Here is a 14,673-nt window from a genome sequence, read left to right as displayed (position 1 = left end):
TTGCGTGCCAAGGTCACCTCCCACGTAGAGATGATCTTGAATCACAGCCAGACGCGCAGGGGAATCCTTTTTGTCAACACAACCTAGGGCAAGATTCACGCGCGCGTCCTCGATCAGCGCCGAAATACGGGGACCGATCGGGCTTGCTTTGCACGGCATGAACTCACCTCATCGAACAACTGCTCTCGCTTGATTCAACTCCCGATGATCATGGACAAATCCGTGATCGGCAAGCCCTGATGTTCCCTTCCTGTTCGCATTCACTCATCTCGTTCAGCTGAGATGTCCCGTCGGGGGCGGCTGGGTGGCTTTTGATCGGTAACGACACCACCGAACACGGCTACCAAGACATGAAACGCCCGAACCCGCTCCCTCCCGACCAGATGACCGCCTCCGAGCGCCGCGCCGAGCTTTGCGGCCTGCTGGGGCTCGGGCTGGTTCGGCTGCTCGGGCAGGATGGACGCGAAGTATCTGACAAAACTGGAGAACGTTGCCTACACTATCTCGACGACCAATGCCGTCATGCAACTCCAACTCACCGGAGAAACGAATGACGAAGCCCGACCCCATCCCCGCGCGCCTGGCCGCGCTGAAGTCCATGTCCGTTACCCAGTTGAAGGCGGAGTGGCAGACGATCTTTGCCACGGCGGCGCCGAACAACAGCCGAGCGTTCCTCGAGAGCCGGTTGGCCTACCGCATCCAGGAGCTGACGTATGGCGGCCCTGATCGCGAAACCCGGCGCATGCTGGACCTGCTGGCCGACGAGGTCAGCGGCACCCTGACGCGCAAGAGCCAGATCGCCGATCCTCGCAATCCCGTGGTCGGCACGAGGCTGATCCGCGAATGGAACGGGGTCGAGCACACGATCACGGTCTTGCGGGACGGATTCGAATGGCAGGGGAGACCGTACAAATCGTTGTCCGCGATTGCGCGGGCGATCACCGGGACGCGCTGGAATGGCTACCGCTTCTTCGGGTTGCGCGAACGAAAGCGGGGGAATGATTGATGGATCAGCGTCCAAATCCCGTCCGCCGCCAGCGCTGCGCTATCTACACGCGCAAGTCGTCTGAGGAGGGGCTGGAGCAGGAGTTCAACAGCCTGCACGCCCAACGAGAGGCCTGCGAGGCCTACATCGCCAGCCAACGCTCCGAGGGCTGGGTGCTGGTTCGCGATCAGTATGACGATGGCGGGATCTCGGGCGGGACCCTCGAACGGCCCGGTCTCAAGCAGCTTCTGGCCGACATCGAGGACGGCCTGATTGATGTGGTGGTTGTCTACAAGATCGACCGCCTGTCGCGGTCGCTGATGGATTTCTCGAAGCTGGTCGAGGTCTTCGACCGCAACGGCGTGACCTTCGTCTCGGTCACGCAGTCCTTCAACACCACCACGTCCATGGGGCGGCTAACGCTGAACATCCTGCTCAGCTTCGCGCAGTTCGAGCGCGAGGTCACGGCCGAGCGCATCCGCGACAAGGTCCGCGCCTCCCGCATGAAGGGCATGTGGATGGGCGGCTATGTCCCGCTCGGATACGATGTGAAGGACCGCAAACTCGTGGTGAACGAGGATGAGGCCGCCACCGTGCGGGGCATCTTCGCGAGGTTCGTCGAGGTCGGCTCAGCGACCATGCTGGCGCGCGAACTGCGCCGCAAAGGCCCCCGCAACAAGCAGGGCACCTTGGTCGACAAGGGATATCTTTACAGGGTGCTGGTGAACCGCGTCTATCGCGGGGACGCGGTCCACAAGGGCAAGGCCTATCCCGGCGAGCATCAGGCCATCATCGACGAGCAGCTGTGGGATCAGGTCCATGCCATCTTGCGGCAGAACCCGCGAAAGCGCGCCAACAACACCCGCGCGCAAGCGCCTGCCTTGCTCAAGGGGCTGATCTTCACGGCCACGGGCGCCGCCATGACCCCGAGCAGCACGAAGAAGGGCGCGCGGCGATACCGGTATTACGTCTCGATGGACGTCATCAAGAATCGCGAACCCAGCGATGAGGGCATCCCGCGCCGTCTTCCTGCCGACCTCGTGGAAGCGGCCGTGGTGACCGAGTTGCGGCGGGTGATGCGCGCGCCCTCAATCACGGCGCAGGTCATCGCCCACCTGGCGCGCGAGGGTCACGCCTTCGCCGAGGCCGACGTGATCTCCGCGCTGCAGACGTTCGATGACGTCTGGGGCCAGCTGTTCCCTGCGGAGCAGACGCGGATCGTGCAGTTGCTGGTGCGCCGGGTCACCGTGACGTCCGAGGGGCTGGTGATCGATGTCCGGACCGACGGCGTCTCGGGCGTCATGCGCGACATGATGGCGCCACGAAAGAAGGTGGCGGCGGAATGATGAAACCCGACGAGTCCATCCAAATCTTCGTACCGCTCAAGGTCCGCAAGCAGAACGGGCGGCCGAAGATCATGCCGCCCGCCACCTATCTGCCCAGCGAAGACCGGACGCAGGATCCGCATATCCTGCGCGCCATCGGCCGGGCGTGGGGCTGGCGGCGGTGCATGGAAGCTGGCGAGTTCAATACGGTCACCGATCTGGCAAAAGCCGTGGGGCTGGCCGAACGCCATGTCAGCCGCCAGCTGCGGCTCGCTTATCTCGCGCCGGGTGTCCTCAAGCGACTGGTCTACAAGCGCGAGGTGCCCGCCGTGACCCTTTTGAACCTGACCGACGTCGCGGCCCTGCCGTGGCACGAACAGCCGGAGCGGGTGTTCGACTGAGCCTCAGTGAAAGCTCGCCTGAAACGTCGTCGCGGTCAGCGAGACATGCGCGTCCAGTGGCGGATGCAGTTCGAACGCCTTTGGCTCGCGTGAGAAATTCCACAGGCGGAACAGACGCCATTCCGACCGACGCTCCTCGGCCACGGCCAGTTCGTTGCGGGTGATGTGGAAGGGCGTGCGCTCCCATCCGTTCGTCGTCTTGACCTCGATCAGCCGTGCCCGGCCGTCCGGCCCGAAACTCGCGATGTCGTAGCCCGCGCCGTCGCCATCCTCCTCCGACACCCAGCGCACCTTGCGCGCCAGATCGCCCCGTCCCGCGGTCCGCAAGGTCGCGCGCTCATGGGCCAGCACGCGCTCCTCGCCCGCGCGGCCGAGGGCCCGGTTGCGTTCGTCCCGGCCCGCCACGTCGAACTTGCGGGCGATGTGAAGCATCTGGTCAAGCTCCTGCGGGGGCGGCTGGTTCGACAGCGTCGGCGGCGGCCCGATCCAGAGGGGCGCCGCCTCGCGTAGGCCAGCGGCGGGTTGCAGGCCAGGTTGGCGACCGAGCCAGGCCGGGTTTAGCGCCAGCCACCGCGCCACGGCATCCACCAATGTCGTCTGGAAGTTGAAAGCGGGCTTGTAACCCGGGATCCAGTCCTCGCCGAGCCCCTTCAGCACCGCGCTGATATTCTGGTGCTTGAACTCGACGGACCCCTCGGACCGGTCGTTCAGCAGCTGGAGGAGTGCGCGGCGGTGTTCAGCCTTGCTGTAGCGGCGCCCGGAGATGTCATCGGCCAGCATCGCGAAGTAATCCGCGACGATGAGGTCATTCTCTTCATCCGTCCAGGGCCCGTTCGACATTGCGCCAGGCTATGGGCGCGAAGTCTGTTTGTCATCAGAGACTTCCGGCAGGGATCTTGCTGCTGTCGCCGGCCCATGCACCAGCGCACCGGCCCGGTGGATCGGCCGCCACGGAGCCGTCCTTCTGACCGCCCTGCGCCTTGGTATCGGTCTCCGTCACCGGATTATCTCGCGAACGGGGCGACCCCATGAACCCAGCAACCCATTGGGAATGCGAGGATGTTTTGCGCCGTCCTGTGGCCGTCGAGGGGCGCTCGAAGAGAGACGCAGGCCATTCGGAGACCCTTTCTACGTCAAGCGCCCGGTCTCCGAAGGGCGGACGGCCCTGCCAACACCCTTTGAAACAAAAAGAAAAAAGGCCCCAATCGGGGCCCTTGGACGGATTCAGCATTTGAGTGTGGCGGAGACGAAGGGATTCGAACCCTCGAGACGGTTTCCCGCCTGCACCCTTAGCAGGGGTGTGCCTTCGACCACTCGGCCACGTCTCCGCCGCGGGGTCTAGCAGGCAACCAGCGGGAAAAACAAGGGTGAATCGCATATGCGGCGCGGCGGCTGCAAAAAATCCTCCGCATTCGCGGATCCGGCGGGATCCATGGGCCGCCATACGAAGCCGCCTGCGATGTCCTGCATCCCTTGGGGAGGGCGCGGCGGCGGCTTCGTTGCGGGCGGCGGTCCTGGAATGGCTGAGGGCTGTTCTCCGGTCATGGCGCAGGGCCGGGCATGTCCGGGGGGTTGAGACAGCAATCCTGAATGGCGGCCGGCGCCTCGTTCGGGGCGTGGTGACGGAAATGGTCCGACCGGCGGGCAGCAGGGCGGCGGGGGTGCCAGTTCTCCGCCGCCAGGCTATGGGCGCCTCATGCCAAAGCCCGGAAGCGTGACGGGTGCGCCGCGGCGCAGCCAGCCCTCCGGTGCGGGGATCGTTCCGGCCGTCCCTCTTCCCGGGCAGGTCGAGCGGGACACCGATGATCATGTTCTCCTGCCCGTCGATCATCTTGCGGCGGCCCAACTCGATCAGGGTCTCGCGCGCGTCGATGCCGTAAAGCGCCGCAGCGTTTTCGGCATGGCGCAGGAAGCTGGAATAGACCCCGGCATAGCTCTGCGTGGCGGAGCACGAGATCGTCACCGTCGGCCGCGTGGTCGACGAGCATGTCCGCAGCCACAAGCCCGGCGACCTGGTTGGCGTCGGCTGCATCGTGGACAGCTGCCGGTAATGCGCCGATTGCGACGAGGAACTGGAAACCTACCGCGACGGCATGGTCGGCACCTATAACGGCCCGAGCGCCGCCGATCCCGGCCACACGCTGGGCGGCTGTCCAACCGGACCACCCGCAGCGTGTCGCTGAGCGATGCCGGCAGGCAGTTCGTCGAGCGCGTCTCGCCGGCGCTGGCCGAGATCCGCGGGGCGCTGGACACCGTCCGCGCGCAGGGCCAGACGCCCTCGGGGCGTTTGCGCATTAACGCCTCGGCGGTGGCGGGGCGCGAGATCATCTCGCCCCTGGTGCTGGAGTTCCTGCGCCGACATCCCCGGATGCAGGTCGATCTGGTAACCGAGGAGCGGCTGGTCGACATCGTGGCCGAAGGCTTCGACCTGGGCATCCGCACCGTCGCCTTGGTCCCCCGCGACATGATCGTCCTGCCGCTCGGCAAGCCACAGCGCTATGCGGTCGTCGCGACGCCGGCTTGGCTGGCGGGCCGGCCCCGGCCGCAGGTGCCGGCCGATCTGCTGGCGCATGACTGCATCCGGGGTGCGGCTGCCGAACGGAGAGCTTTTCCGCTGGTATTTCGAGCGGCAGGGCGAGGTGGTGCAGATCGACGTCCGCGACCGGCTGATCCTGGACGAGGCGGTTATCGCCCGCGCTGCCGTGCTGGAGGGCGCGGGCATCGGCTTCTTCATCGAGCAGAACGTGGCCGAGGACATCGCCGCCGGCCGCCTGATCCGCCTGCTGGAGGACTGGACCCCGCCGCGCCCCGGCTTCTGCCTGTATTACCCCGGCCGCAGGAACCCCTCGGCGGGACTCACCGCATTCCTTGCGATGGCGCGAGAGATGGCGGCGCAAAGGGGCTGATGGCCCTTCTGCTTCCTGCTCAACTGACCCCTGCCAGCACCCCAGCATCCGGGCTCGCCAGATAATGCAGATGGCCCGAGGCATCGTTCGCGGCCAGCCAGACCGCCTTGGGAATCATCTCGGAGATCGAAGACCGATATTCACCGCCAATTGCGTCGTGGGTGCACAGCCGGGCTCGGCAAGCTTCACCCGCAGGCCGAAACACATGCCTAGGCCCGCGCGCAGCGAAAAGCAGGCCAGTGCCGAGCTCAGCAATAGCGCTCCACGAAAGCCATCTGATGATCGCCATAGCGGTCGCCATGGGCAAACCCCGCAGGCAGGATGCGCTCGATTTCCGCAATATCCGCAGCGGCAAGATCCGGAACCTGCCAGTCGCGAAGGTGATCCGCCGTGCGGGTGGCCGGGATCGGAACGATGTGATCCCCCTGCGCCAGAACCCATGCCAGCGCCGCGCCAGGGACCGTCCAGCCCCGCTGGGCGCAGAAGTCGCGGAAGGGCGCAATGGCGGCGAGGTTTGCCGAGAAATTCGGTTCGATGAAACGCGGGTTGGTTTCGCGAAAATCGATGCCGGCCTGGAAATCCCGTTTCAGCGGTTCGCACCCGAACATCCCCCGGCCCAGTGGAGAAAAGGCGACGAAGGCGACGCCAAGCTCGCGGCAAGCCTGGATCAGGCCCAGCTGGGGCAGCCGCGTCCAGAGGGAGAATTCGCTTTGAACCGCGGTCACGGGATATTCGGCATGGGCGCGGCGCAAGGTCGAGGGCGCGATCTCGGACAGGCCATAGCCACCGATCTTTCCCTCTTGCACCAGCTTCGACATCGTCCCGGCCACGTCCTCGACAGGGATGTCGGGCTGGCGGCGGTGGATGTAGTAAAGATCCACGTGCTCGCGTTTCAGCCGGCGCAGCGATTCCTCGAGGCATTGGCGGATATAGGGCTCGTCATTGCGCACCGCACGCGGCGGCCCGTTGACGATGCCGCATTTCGTGGCCAGGTGCAGGTCGCGACGCCCCCAGCGGCCGATGATCTGTTCCGATACGCCCATGCCGTAGATGTTGGCGGTGTCGAAATGGCTGATGCCGGCATCCATCGCCGCATCGAGGCAGGCCAGCGATGTCGCCTCGTCCGTTGCGCCGAACATGCCGCCAAAGCTCATCGTGCCGAAGCCGATGGCGCCGACGTTGCGGTTGCCGAGCCGTCTCTGTTCCATTCCTGCCTCCTGTGCCGCGGTGCGGCAGGGAAGCGCGACCGGCCCCGCCCGTCAAGCGAAAGCGCCCCCATTACCGGCGACCCCTGCACCAACGCGGCATCCGGGCGCCACGTTGGTGCCCGTTCGCCGAGCCGATGTTCATGCTCGACGCGGTGATTCCGGCAATCTAAGCCCCTTTGGACGCGCTTCGCCACATGATGAACAGCCCGGACAGGACGATCATGGCCGAACCGAGAAGCATCGGGGCGGTGAGGCGCTCTCCGAACAGAAGGACGCCCAGCGCGACGCCAAAGATCAGCCGCACATACCTGAAGGGCGTGACGGCAGAGACCTCGCCCGTGCGCATCGCCTTCATCAGGCAGGCATAGGCGCAGACCCCGCACAGCACCGCGCCGGCCAGAAACAGGCCGGCCCGCGTTTCAGGAAGGACGAACGCTGCATCCGACCAGAAGGAAACGATCATGCCGGCCATCGCCACCGCCAGAAACCCGTAGAATCCAAGGACATTGGTCCCCAGCGTCGCGGGGGCCGCCCGGCTGGCAAGGTCTCGCCCGGCAAATCCCAGCATGCCCGCGACGGCGAGGAGCGAGAGCATGGAGAAGCTGTCCGTTCCCGGCCTGATGATCACCAGCACGCCCGCCATGCCCAGCAGGATGGCGCTCCACCGGCGCCACCCGACCCGCTCGCCGAAGACCACGGCGGCGGCGGCCACCACCACGACCGGCGTCGCCTGAAGGATGACGGTGGCTGCCGAAAGCGGTATCAGCGCCAGCGCGAGAACATAGAACAGCCTGCCCGCGATCTCGAACACCACCCGCAGGCGCATCGGGAACGACAGCACCTCGGGCGTGAAAAGGCTTTCGCCTGCCCATCGGGCCAGCCCGGCGAAGACCAGCGCGCCGCCAGCTCCGAAGGTGAGAAGGATCTGGGCGATCGGGATGGTGGAGGAAGCGCCCTTGATCAGGGCATCCTCGAAGGTGAATCCCGCCATCGCCGCGACCATCCACAAGGCGCCGACAAGGTTGGCGGCATGGCGTGTGCGCGCGGCCAGGGTTTCTTGCGGAGGGGCCGAAACGCGTTCCATGGATGGGCTCGTCCAATGACTGGTAAGAAGACCTTTGCCCGGGTTGCTATCAGTCCGGGCCCTTGCACGCCACCCACTTCGGCCAGCCGCAGGACCGGCCCTTCGTCGTGGCCGCGGTCGGCGGCGCGGAACTTTGCAGACATTGCGCCATGGCCGCGGACCATGCATCAGTCCGCCCGGACCAGCGAACGGAACGCCATGCCCAAGTCTTTGCAGAATCCTGCTCCGTCCATCCCGCCAACGGTCTGGATGCTGGGCATCGTCAGCCTGCTGATGGACGTGTCGTCCGAGATGATCAACACCCTGCTGCCGATCTGGCTGGCGGGCGGGCTTGGCGCGTCGGCCTTCGCCATCGGCTTCATCGAGGGGCTCTCGGTCGCCATTGCCACGGCGACCAGGTTCCTCTCGGGCGTGTTCGCCGACTGGAGCCGCCGGGCGAAACCGCTGGCGGTTCTGGGCTATGGGCTGGGTGCACTGTCGCGGCTGATCTTCCCGCTGGCGCTCAGCATCGACCAGATCGTGCTGGCCAAGGCATTGGACCGGGTCGGCAAGGGCATCCGCGGCACGCCACGCGACGCCATCATCGCCGCCGTCACCCCGCCGCAGATCCGTGGCGCGAGCTTCGGATTGCGCAAGTCGCTGGACACGGTGGGGGGCTTCCTGGGGCCGCTGGTCGCGGTCGGGGCGATGATCCTGCTCGCCGGCGACATCGCCGCAGTCTTCTGGATCGCGGCGATCCCCGCCGCCCTTGCCATGCTGGTGCTGGTCCTTGCCGTGCATGAGCCCGAACAGAACCGCGTGGCAAAGCAGTCAGGCTTCCGCCTTGCAGACACGTTCCGGCTGAACCGTGCCGTCTGGGCCGTGATCGGGCTGGCCGCCATCATCATGCTCGCGCGGTTCAGCGAGGCCTTCGTGCTGCTGAAGGCGCTGGAGGCCGGGTTTGGCCCGACCTGGGTTCCCCTGGCCATGGTGGTCATGCATGCGGTCTACGGGCTGGCGGCATGGCCGGTCGGCCGCCTCTCGGACCGGATCGGAACGGCGGGGCTGTTGTGGTGGAGCCTTGTCTTCCTGATGGTCGCGCATCTGACGCTGGCCTTTGCCGGGACGGTCTGGGCCTATGTCCTGGGAACCGTGTTCTGGGGCCTGCACATGGGATTTTCCCAAGGGCTTCTGGGGGCGATGATCGCTGCCGCCACGCCCGATGCGATCAGGGGCAGCGCCTTCGGCACGTTCAACCTGGTGACCGGCGTGGTGATGCTGGCGGGCAATACCGCCGCCGGATGGTTCTGGCACAGTGCGGGATCGCAGGCGCCCTTCCTGATCGGCGCCGGCCTCTCGGGCGTTGCCATGCTGTGGATCGCGATCAGGCGGCGGCGGTTCCATATCTGATGTCCGCGCCGGGATTGGGGATGCCCTCGAACCTGTCTGGAACATGCGGAAAGCCATCCAGGGGAAACCTGCACCATCCCCGTCCGGGCCATTCATCGCGGAACGCTTCGGCTCTATCGGCCTGATCGAAAGCTGCGAACAAACCGGAATATCGCAAACCCGGCCGAGACGGCATAGAGGAAGCCGCCGATGAACATGATGCCGTAGATGCCGGCGAAGAGGTCGCGGTCGTGCTAATAGGTATGGGGTTTGGATGCTGCGGAAAAGACAGGCAATGCAAAGAAGTAGCCGATGACATAGCCGAGAATCCCGCATATGGGCACAAGCGCGACCAAGCCGCCGAGGAGGAGCGCAATTCTCTTCAGCATGGGGCGCATCGCTGGAAATCCGTCAGGTGATCGAGCGTGAACCTGTCGGAAACGCTCTCGCACCTATGCCAGCCCTCCTCGGCATTGGCCTCGTTGCGGCGGAGCTTCTTGAGTTCATCGTCGCTTTCCGTCGCCTCGGGGAAAGGCTTTTCGTCCGCGATGGCCGGCCGGTGACAGCCGACTGCCGCAACCATTGCCGCGAGGCCAAGTATGGTCAGGCGCAATGTGACCTCCTTTTCATCCGGAAAGGTCGCATGGGCCGCGTTCATATCACAATCGGGCCTGTGGTGACACAGCCCTGCCATCTGCACGCTGCCCTGGGCAGTTTGCGGCCGACTGCCAACCCGCCGAACAGATCGACAGCGGAGGCGTTTCGCGCTAAAAGAGAATCAGTAATTCTCTTATGGAGGCGGGTATGAACGCCGACCAAACCGACGCGACCGCCCTGCCGCTGGTCGACCTGGACGCCACGGCCCAGGCCGAGATGGTCAGGACCGGCGCGGCGACGCCGATGGACCTGCTGCGGGCCGCGATCACGCGCTGCGAGGCGCTGAACCCGGCGCTGAACGCTCTGGCCTCGCTGGATGCCGATGCCGCCCGGCAGCGCGTCGAAGGGCTGGCGGCGGATGGGGCCTTCCATGGCGTCCCGACCCTGTTGAAGGATTTGCTGGCTTGGCCCGGCCTGCCCATCGGGCTGGGCTCGCGGCTGATGGCGGGACAGGTCGCACCGCAGGGCTCGGCCTATACCGAGGCGCTGGAGGCAGCCGGGCTGGTCGTGCTGGGCAAGACCACGACCTCGGAATTCGGGCTTCTGGGCACGACCGAGCCGCTGGCCACGGGCGCCACGCGCAATCCCTGGGACCTGTCGCGCTCGACCGGCGGATCGTCGGGCGGTGCGGCGGCGGCGGTAGCCTCGGGGATGGTGCCGGTAGCGCATGGGTCGGATGGCGGCGGCTCGATCCGGGGGCCGGCGGCGCTTTGCGGCGTCTTCGGCTTCAAGCCGGGGCGCGGGCGGACGCGGTCGGCGGGCATTCCGCCCGAGGCGCCGCTGGCGGGGGTTCTCAGCGACCACTGTCTCAGCCGCACGGTCCGCGACAGCGCCACATGGCTGCGCGCGACCGAGGCGGAGGGGCTGCCCGATCCGCTGCCCGAACCCGCCGCGCTGGCCAACGAGCCGCCGGCCGGGTTGCGGATCGGCTGGTTCGCGCGGGATTGTTTCGGCGAACTGCCCGAGCCGGAGGTGCTGGCCGGGCTGGAGCGGACCGTCGCGCTGTGCGAGACGCTCGGCCACCAACTCGTTCCGGTGGCGGGACCGCGCCTGGACCGTGCGGTTGCGGGCCGGGCGATGTTCGACCTGATGGCGGTGACGACGGCGGGCATGATCGACATGCTGGCGCCGGGGCTGCAAGACGACGCGGCCGCAGACCTGCTGGAGCCCTATACGCGCTGGCTTGCCGATCACGGGCGCAGCTTGGCGCTGCCGCGCATCGGCGAGGCGATGCAGGTGATCGCCGCATCCGGCGCAGTGCTGACGGACTGTCTGGACGGGGTCGATCTTCTGCTGTCGCCGACCATCCCCTTTGCCGCCTTTCCGCTTGGCGCATTCGCGCCCGGCACCGCCAACGAGGTGCTGCGCGCCCATTTCGAGCGCAGCGCGGCATATACTGCCCCCGCCTCGCTGGCCGGCTGCCCGGCCATGTCGGTGCCGCTGCATGTCGGCCCGTCCGGCCTGCCGCTCGGCAGCCATTTCATCGCCCCGGCGGGCGATGAAGCACTGCTCTTCCGCCTTGCCTTCCAGCTTGAATGGGCGGTGCCGTGGCTGCCGCGCCTGCAGGCGCTGTCGCGGAGGCTGGCATGGCGCAGGTCCTGAAGGAGGATCTGCGGGCGCGGATCCTTCAGGCGGCGGGGTCGGAATTCGCCGCCCGCGGCTTCGCGGCCGCGCGTCTTGCCGATATCGCCCGGCAAGCGGGAACGACGGCCAGCAACCTCTACAAATACGCGCCCGACAAGGAGGCGCTGTTCCTCCAGACCGTGCCGCCGGAACTGGCCGCCCGCCACATGGACCTGCTGCGCGCCCGCCTGGCCGGGTTTGAGCGGGGCGAGGACTGGACCTCGCTGACCGCCGACGGGTCGACGGCGGCGGGGGCATTGCTGGCGTTCTGGGCCACGCATCGCCACCCGGTCGCGATCCTGATGAGCAATGCTCAGGGCACCCGCTACGAGACCATGCGAGAACGGATGATCGAGGAAATGGCGTCCCGCGCCCTGCGGCGCTTTTCGCAGGGGGATGATCCGACGCTGGCCTTCGTGCTGTGCCGGATCTTTTCGGGCACGCTGGACACGATCTCCGCCATCCTGCGGGAATACGAACGGCCCGAGGACATCCGCGAGGCGATCCGCCATTTCTGGCGCTTCCAGCTGGCCGGGCTGCAGGCCCTGCTGATCGCAGAGCACCAGAGGTCAGGCCAGCCCTGATGTGTCAACCCGGATCCGGCGTGCGACAATAAGGCGGACGGGCCAGGGCACAGCACAGGGGACTGGTAAGCCAAGCGGGCAAAGTCCCCCAAACCCGCCAAATGCCGCCAGGCAGCACCCCTTGCAGCGGCAAGAATGCGCGTGCGCGCGGGCCCCGGACCAAGGGGCTAGGACAGGTATCAGAGCCACCAACCGCATTCCCGCTTCCCAGGATCGGGACGATTGCGGCGATGGCGCAGATCCTCCATAGGTCATCAAACCGGCTGGGCTGGCGCTGCGCTTCAAGCCAATCCCGGGAATGCGGGACAGCATCCCGGAACCGGCCCGTGAAGCAACATAGCCGCAGCGCGCCTCTTGCTACCGGAGTCATTTCGGTATACATCAGCATACAATCAGCTTGCCGCCGCTCGCCAACAGTTCTCACGGCCCGGGGGTCCAGCTTTATCCGGCACTGAACCGTAGGGATCGTCATGAGCTTGTACACGGACTACCTGACCGAAATCGAAACGCGCAAGGGTCAGGGCCTGCATCCCAAGCCCATCGAGGATGGGGCGCTGGTGGAAGAGCTCATCGCGCAGATCGAAGATGCCGGCAGCGAATATCGGGACGATTCCCTGAACTTCTTCATCTACAACACCTTGCCCGGCACCACGAGCGCCGCGGGTGTCAAGGCGGCATTCCTGAAGAAGATCATCGTCGGCGAGACCACCGTCCCGGAGATTGCCCCCGCCTTCGCCTTCGAACTGCTGTCGCACATGAAGGGCGGCCCGTCCGTCGGGATCCTCCTCGACCTTGCCCTTGGCGGGGATGCCGCCATCGCGCAGCAGGCGGCAGAGGTGCTCAAGACCCAGGTCTTCCTCTACGACGCGGATATGGCCCGGCTGGGCGCGGCCTGCAAGGCCGGCAATGCAGTCGCGAAGGACATCCTGGAAAGCTATGCGAAGGCCGAGTTCTTCACCAAGCTTCCCGACATCGAGGAAGAGATCAAGGTCGTGACCTATATCGCCGCGGAAGGCGATATTTCCACCGACCTGCTGTCCCCCGGCAACCAGGCGCATTCGCGCTCGGACCGGGAACTGCATGGCCAGTGCATGATCTCGCCCGAGGCGCAAAAGGAAATCCAGGCGCTGCAGAAGCAGCACCCCGACAAGCGCGTGATGCTGATCGCGGAAAAGGGCACGATGGGCGTCGGTTCGTCGCGGATGTCCGGCGTGAACAACGTCGCCCTCTGGACCGGCAAGAAGGCCAGCCCCTATGTGCCCTTCGTCAACATTGCCCCGGTCGTCGCAGGGACCAACGGCATCTCGCCGATCTTCCTGACGACAGTCGGCGTGACCGGCGGCATCGGCATCGACCTGAAGAACTGGGTCAGGAAAACGGATGCGGACGGCAAGCCGATCCTGAACAACGACGGCAACCCGATCCTCGAGCAGAAGTATTCCGTCGAGACGGGCACGGTCCTGACCATCAACACCCGCGACAAGAAGCTTTACGACGAAACCGGCACCAAGGCCCTGGTCGACGTGGCCTCGGCCTTCACACCCCAGAAGGTGGAGTTCATGAAGGCCGGGGGCTCCTACGCCATCGTCTTCGGCAAGAAACTGCAGACCTTCGCGGCCGAAACCCTGGGCATCGAGCCGACGCCGGTCTTCGCCCCCAACAAGGAAATCTCGCGCGAGGGCCAGGGCCTGACGGCGGTCGAGAAGATCTTCAACCGCAATGCCGTCGGCGTGACGCCCGGCAAGGTGCTGCATGCCGGATCGGACGTGCGGGTCAGGGTGAACATCGTCGGCTCGCAGGACACGACCGGGCTGATGACCGCGCAGGAGCTGGAGGCCATGGCGGCGACCGTCATCTCGCCCATCCTGGACGGCGCCTATCAGTCCGGCTGCCATACGGCCTCGGTCTGGGACGCGAAAGCCCAGGCGAATATCCCCAAGCTCATGGCTTTCATGAACAACTTCGGCCTGATCACCGCGCGCGACCCCAAGGGCGCCTATCACGCCATGACGGACGTGATCCACAAGGTGCTGAACGACATCACCGTCGACGACTGGGCGATCATCATCGGCGGCGACAGCCATACCCGCATGTCCAAGGGCGTGGCCTTCGGGGCGGATTCCGGCACCGTGGCGCTGGCGCTGGCCACGGGCGAAGCAACCATGCCGATCCCGGAATCGGTGAAGGTGACCTTCAAGGGCGCCATGCAGCCCCACATGGACTTCCGCGACGTGGTCCACGCGACCCAGGCACAGATGCTGAAGCAATGCGGCGACAACGTGTTCCAAGGGCGCGTGATCGAGGTGCATATCGGCACGCTGCTGGCCGACCAGGCCTTCACCTTCACGGACTGGACCGCCGAGATGAAGGCCAAGGCCTCGATCTGCATCTCGCAGGACGAGACCCTGATCGAATCGCTGGAGATCGCGAAGAGCCGCATCCAGCCCACATTCTCCAAGTAAGTCGCTGATTTCGCTGTCGTAATCGTGATATTTCGCATATAAATCATGGCGTTGACGGCTGCGAGGGGCG

General features: G+C 66.0%; 11 protein-coding genes, 1 tRNA gene and 2 pseudogenes. 8 read left to right on the top strand and 6 right to left on the bottom strand.

Annotation, left to right across the window (positions count from 1 at the left end; all coding sequences use genetic code 11):
• Nucleotides 1-550 precede the first annotated feature (550 nt).
• Genes I9P22_RS19110 through I9P22_RS19100 form a run of 3 tightly spaced genes read left to right on the top strand, consistent with a single transcriptional unit; the run spans nt 551 to nt 2,711 of the window.
• Nucleotides 551-1,006: a DUF2924 domain-containing protein gene (locus I9P22_RS19110; RefSeq protein WP_199261172.1), complete on the top strand. Its 456-nt coding sequence runs from the start codon at nt 551-553 to the stop codon at nt 1,004-1,006.
• Complete coding sequence (locus tag I9P22_RS19105) at nt 1,006-2,331, top strand: recombinase family protein (protein ID WP_199261170.1); 1,326 nt, start codon at nt 1,006-1,008, stop codon at nt 2,329-2,331. The genes I9P22_RS19110 and I9P22_RS19105 overlap by 1 nt, the downstream gene beginning before the upstream one ends.
• On the top strand, nt 2,328-2,711 hold the full coding sequence (locus tag I9P22_RS19100) for a hypothetical protein (RefSeq protein ID WP_199261168.1): 384 nt from the start codon (nt 2,328-2,330) through the stop codon (nt 2,709-2,711). Before I9P22_RS19105 ends, I9P22_RS19100 begins: the two co-directional genes overlap by 4 nt.
• 3 nt (nt 2,712-2,714) lie before the next feature.
• Here I9P22_RS19100 and I9P22_RS19095 read toward each other — a convergent pair whose 3' ends face one another.
• The 3 genes and pseudogenes from I9P22_RS19095 to I9P22_RS24985 form a co-directional block, all read right to left on the bottom strand.
• Nucleotides 2,715-3,551, bottom strand: coding sequence for a DUF3883 domain-containing protein (locus tag I9P22_RS19095; protein WP_199261166.1), 837 nt, complete (start codon nt 3,549-3,551; stop codon nt 2,715-2,717).
• A gap of 398 nt (nt 3,552-3,949) precedes the next feature.
• Nucleotides 3,950-4,039 (bottom strand) — tRNA-Ser (locus tag I9P22_RS19090).
• Nucleotides 4,040-4,554: 515 nt separating this feature from the next.
• Nucleotides 4,555-4,674, bottom strand: a pseudogene (locus I9P22_RS24985) (hypothetical protein); the annotation flags it as partial.
• A 186-nt stretch (nt 4,675-4,860) separates the two neighbouring features.
• Between I9P22_RS24985 and I9P22_RS19080 the strand changes: the two are divergent.
• Nucleotides 4,861-5,617 (top strand): annotated as a pseudogene (locus I9P22_RS19080) (LysR substrate-binding domain-containing protein).
• Nucleotides 5,618-5,865: 248 nt separating this feature from the next.
• Here the strand turns inward: I9P22_RS19080 and I9P22_RS19075 are convergent.
• A complete protein-coding gene (locus I9P22_RS19075; protein ID WP_199261165.1) occupies nt 5,866-6,825 on the bottom strand; it encodes an aldo/keto reductase in 960 nt (319 codons plus the stop codon).
• A gap of 166 nt (nt 6,826-6,991) precedes the next feature.
• The gene (locus I9P22_RS19070) at nt 6,992-7,909 is read right to left on the bottom strand and encodes a DMT family transporter (RefSeq protein ID WP_199261164.1); all 918 of its coding nucleotides are present in this window, start codon (nt 7,907-7,909) and stop codon (nt 6,992-6,994) included.
• 198 nt (nt 7,910-8,107) lie between these two features.
• Between I9P22_RS19070 and I9P22_RS19065 the strand changes: the two genes are divergently transcribed.
• Entirely contained in the window at nt 8,108-9,298 is a 1,191-nt protein-coding gene (locus I9P22_RS19065) for an MFS transporter (RefSeq protein WP_233253479.1), read from the top strand.
• A 361-nt stretch (nt 9,299-9,659) separates the two neighbouring features.
• On the opposite strand, the gene I9P22_RS19060 is transcribed toward I9P22_RS19065, so the two are convergent.
• Entirely contained in the window at nt 9,660-9,935 is a 276-nt protein-coding gene (locus tag I9P22_RS19060; protein WP_199261162.1) for a hypothetical protein, read from the bottom strand.
• Between the two features lie 146 nt (nt 9,936-10,081).
• On the opposite strand from I9P22_RS19060, the gene I9P22_RS19055 reads away from it, so the two are divergent.
• The 3 genes from I9P22_RS19055 to I9P22_RS19045 all read left to right on the top strand — a co-directional run bounded on the left by I9P22_RS19055 (nt 10,082) and on the right by I9P22_RS19045 (nt 14,603).
• Nucleotides 10,082-11,536: an amidase gene (locus I9P22_RS19055; RefSeq protein WP_199261161.1), complete on the top strand. Its 1,455-nt coding sequence runs from the start codon at nt 10,082-10,084 to the stop codon at nt 11,534-11,536.
• Nucleotides 11,521-12,141, top strand: a complete 621-nt coding sequence (locus I9P22_RS19050; RefSeq protein ID WP_199261160.1) for a TetR/AcrR family transcriptional regulator — start codon at nt 11,521-11,523, stop codon at nt 12,139-12,141. The genes I9P22_RS19055 and I9P22_RS19050 overlap by 16 nt, the downstream gene beginning before the upstream one ends.
• 470 nt (nt 12,142-12,611) lie before the next feature.
• On the top strand, nt 12,612-14,603 hold the full coding sequence (locus I9P22_RS19045) for an aconitase family protein (protein ID WP_408635212.1): 1,992 nt from the start codon (nt 12,612-12,614) through the stop codon (nt 14,601-14,603).
• The last annotated feature ends 70 nt before the right edge of the window (nt 14,604-14,673 follow it).

It is taken from the genome of Paracoccus binzhouensis, assembly GCF_016446475.1.
GTDB classification, from domain to species: domain Bacteria; phylum Pseudomonadota; class Alphaproteobacteria; order Rhodobacterales; family Rhodobacteraceae; genus Paracoccus; species Paracoccus binzhouensis.
Note: the sequence above shows the minus strand (reverse complement) of the source record. Positions and strands in the feature narration are given on the sequence as shown.

Bases quoted from the DNA above. Each gene is read 5' to 3' on its own strand.
- I9P22_RS19110 (WP_199261172.1), top strand. From the start codon at position 551: ATGACGAAGCCCGACCCCATCCCCGCGCGCCTGGCCGCGCTGAAGTCC.
- I9P22_RS19105 (WP_199261170.1), top strand. From the start codon at position 1,006: ATGGATCAGCGTCCAAATCCCGTCCGCCGCCAGCGCTGCGCTATCTAC.
- I9P22_RS19100 (WP_199261168.1), top strand. From the start codon at position 2,328: ATGATGAAACCCGACGAGTCCATCCAAATCTTCGTACCGCTCAAGGTC.
- I9P22_RS19095 (WP_199261166.1), bottom strand. From the start codon at position 3,551: ATGTCGAACGGGCCCTGGACGGATGAAGAGAATGACCTCATCGTCGCG.
- I9P22_RS19075 (WP_199261165.1), bottom strand. From the start codon at position 6,825: ATGGAACAGAGACGGCTCGGCAACCGCAACGTCGGCGCCATCGGCTTC.
- I9P22_RS19070 (WP_199261164.1), bottom strand. From the start codon at position 7,909: ATGGAACGCGTTTCGGCCCCTCCGCAAGAAACCCTGGCCGCGCGCACA.
- I9P22_RS19065 (WP_233253479.1), top strand. From the start codon at position 8,108: ATGCCCAAGTCTTTGCAGAATCCTGCTCCGTCCATCCCGCCAACGGTC.
- I9P22_RS19060 (WP_199261162.1), bottom strand. From the start codon at position 9,935: ATGAACGCGGCCCATGCGACCTTTCCGGATGAAAAGGAGGTCACATTG.
- I9P22_RS19055 (WP_199261161.1), top strand. From the start codon at position 10,082: ATGAACGCCGACCAAACCGACGCGACCGCCCTGCCGCTGGTCGACCTG.
- I9P22_RS19050 (WP_199261160.1), top strand. From the start codon at position 11,521: ATGGCGCAGGTCCTGAAGGAGGATCTGCGGGCGCGGATCCTTCAGGCG.
- I9P22_RS19045 (WP_408635212.1), top strand. From the start codon at position 12,612: ATGAGCTTGTACACGGACTACCTGACCGAAATCGAAACGCGCAAGGGT.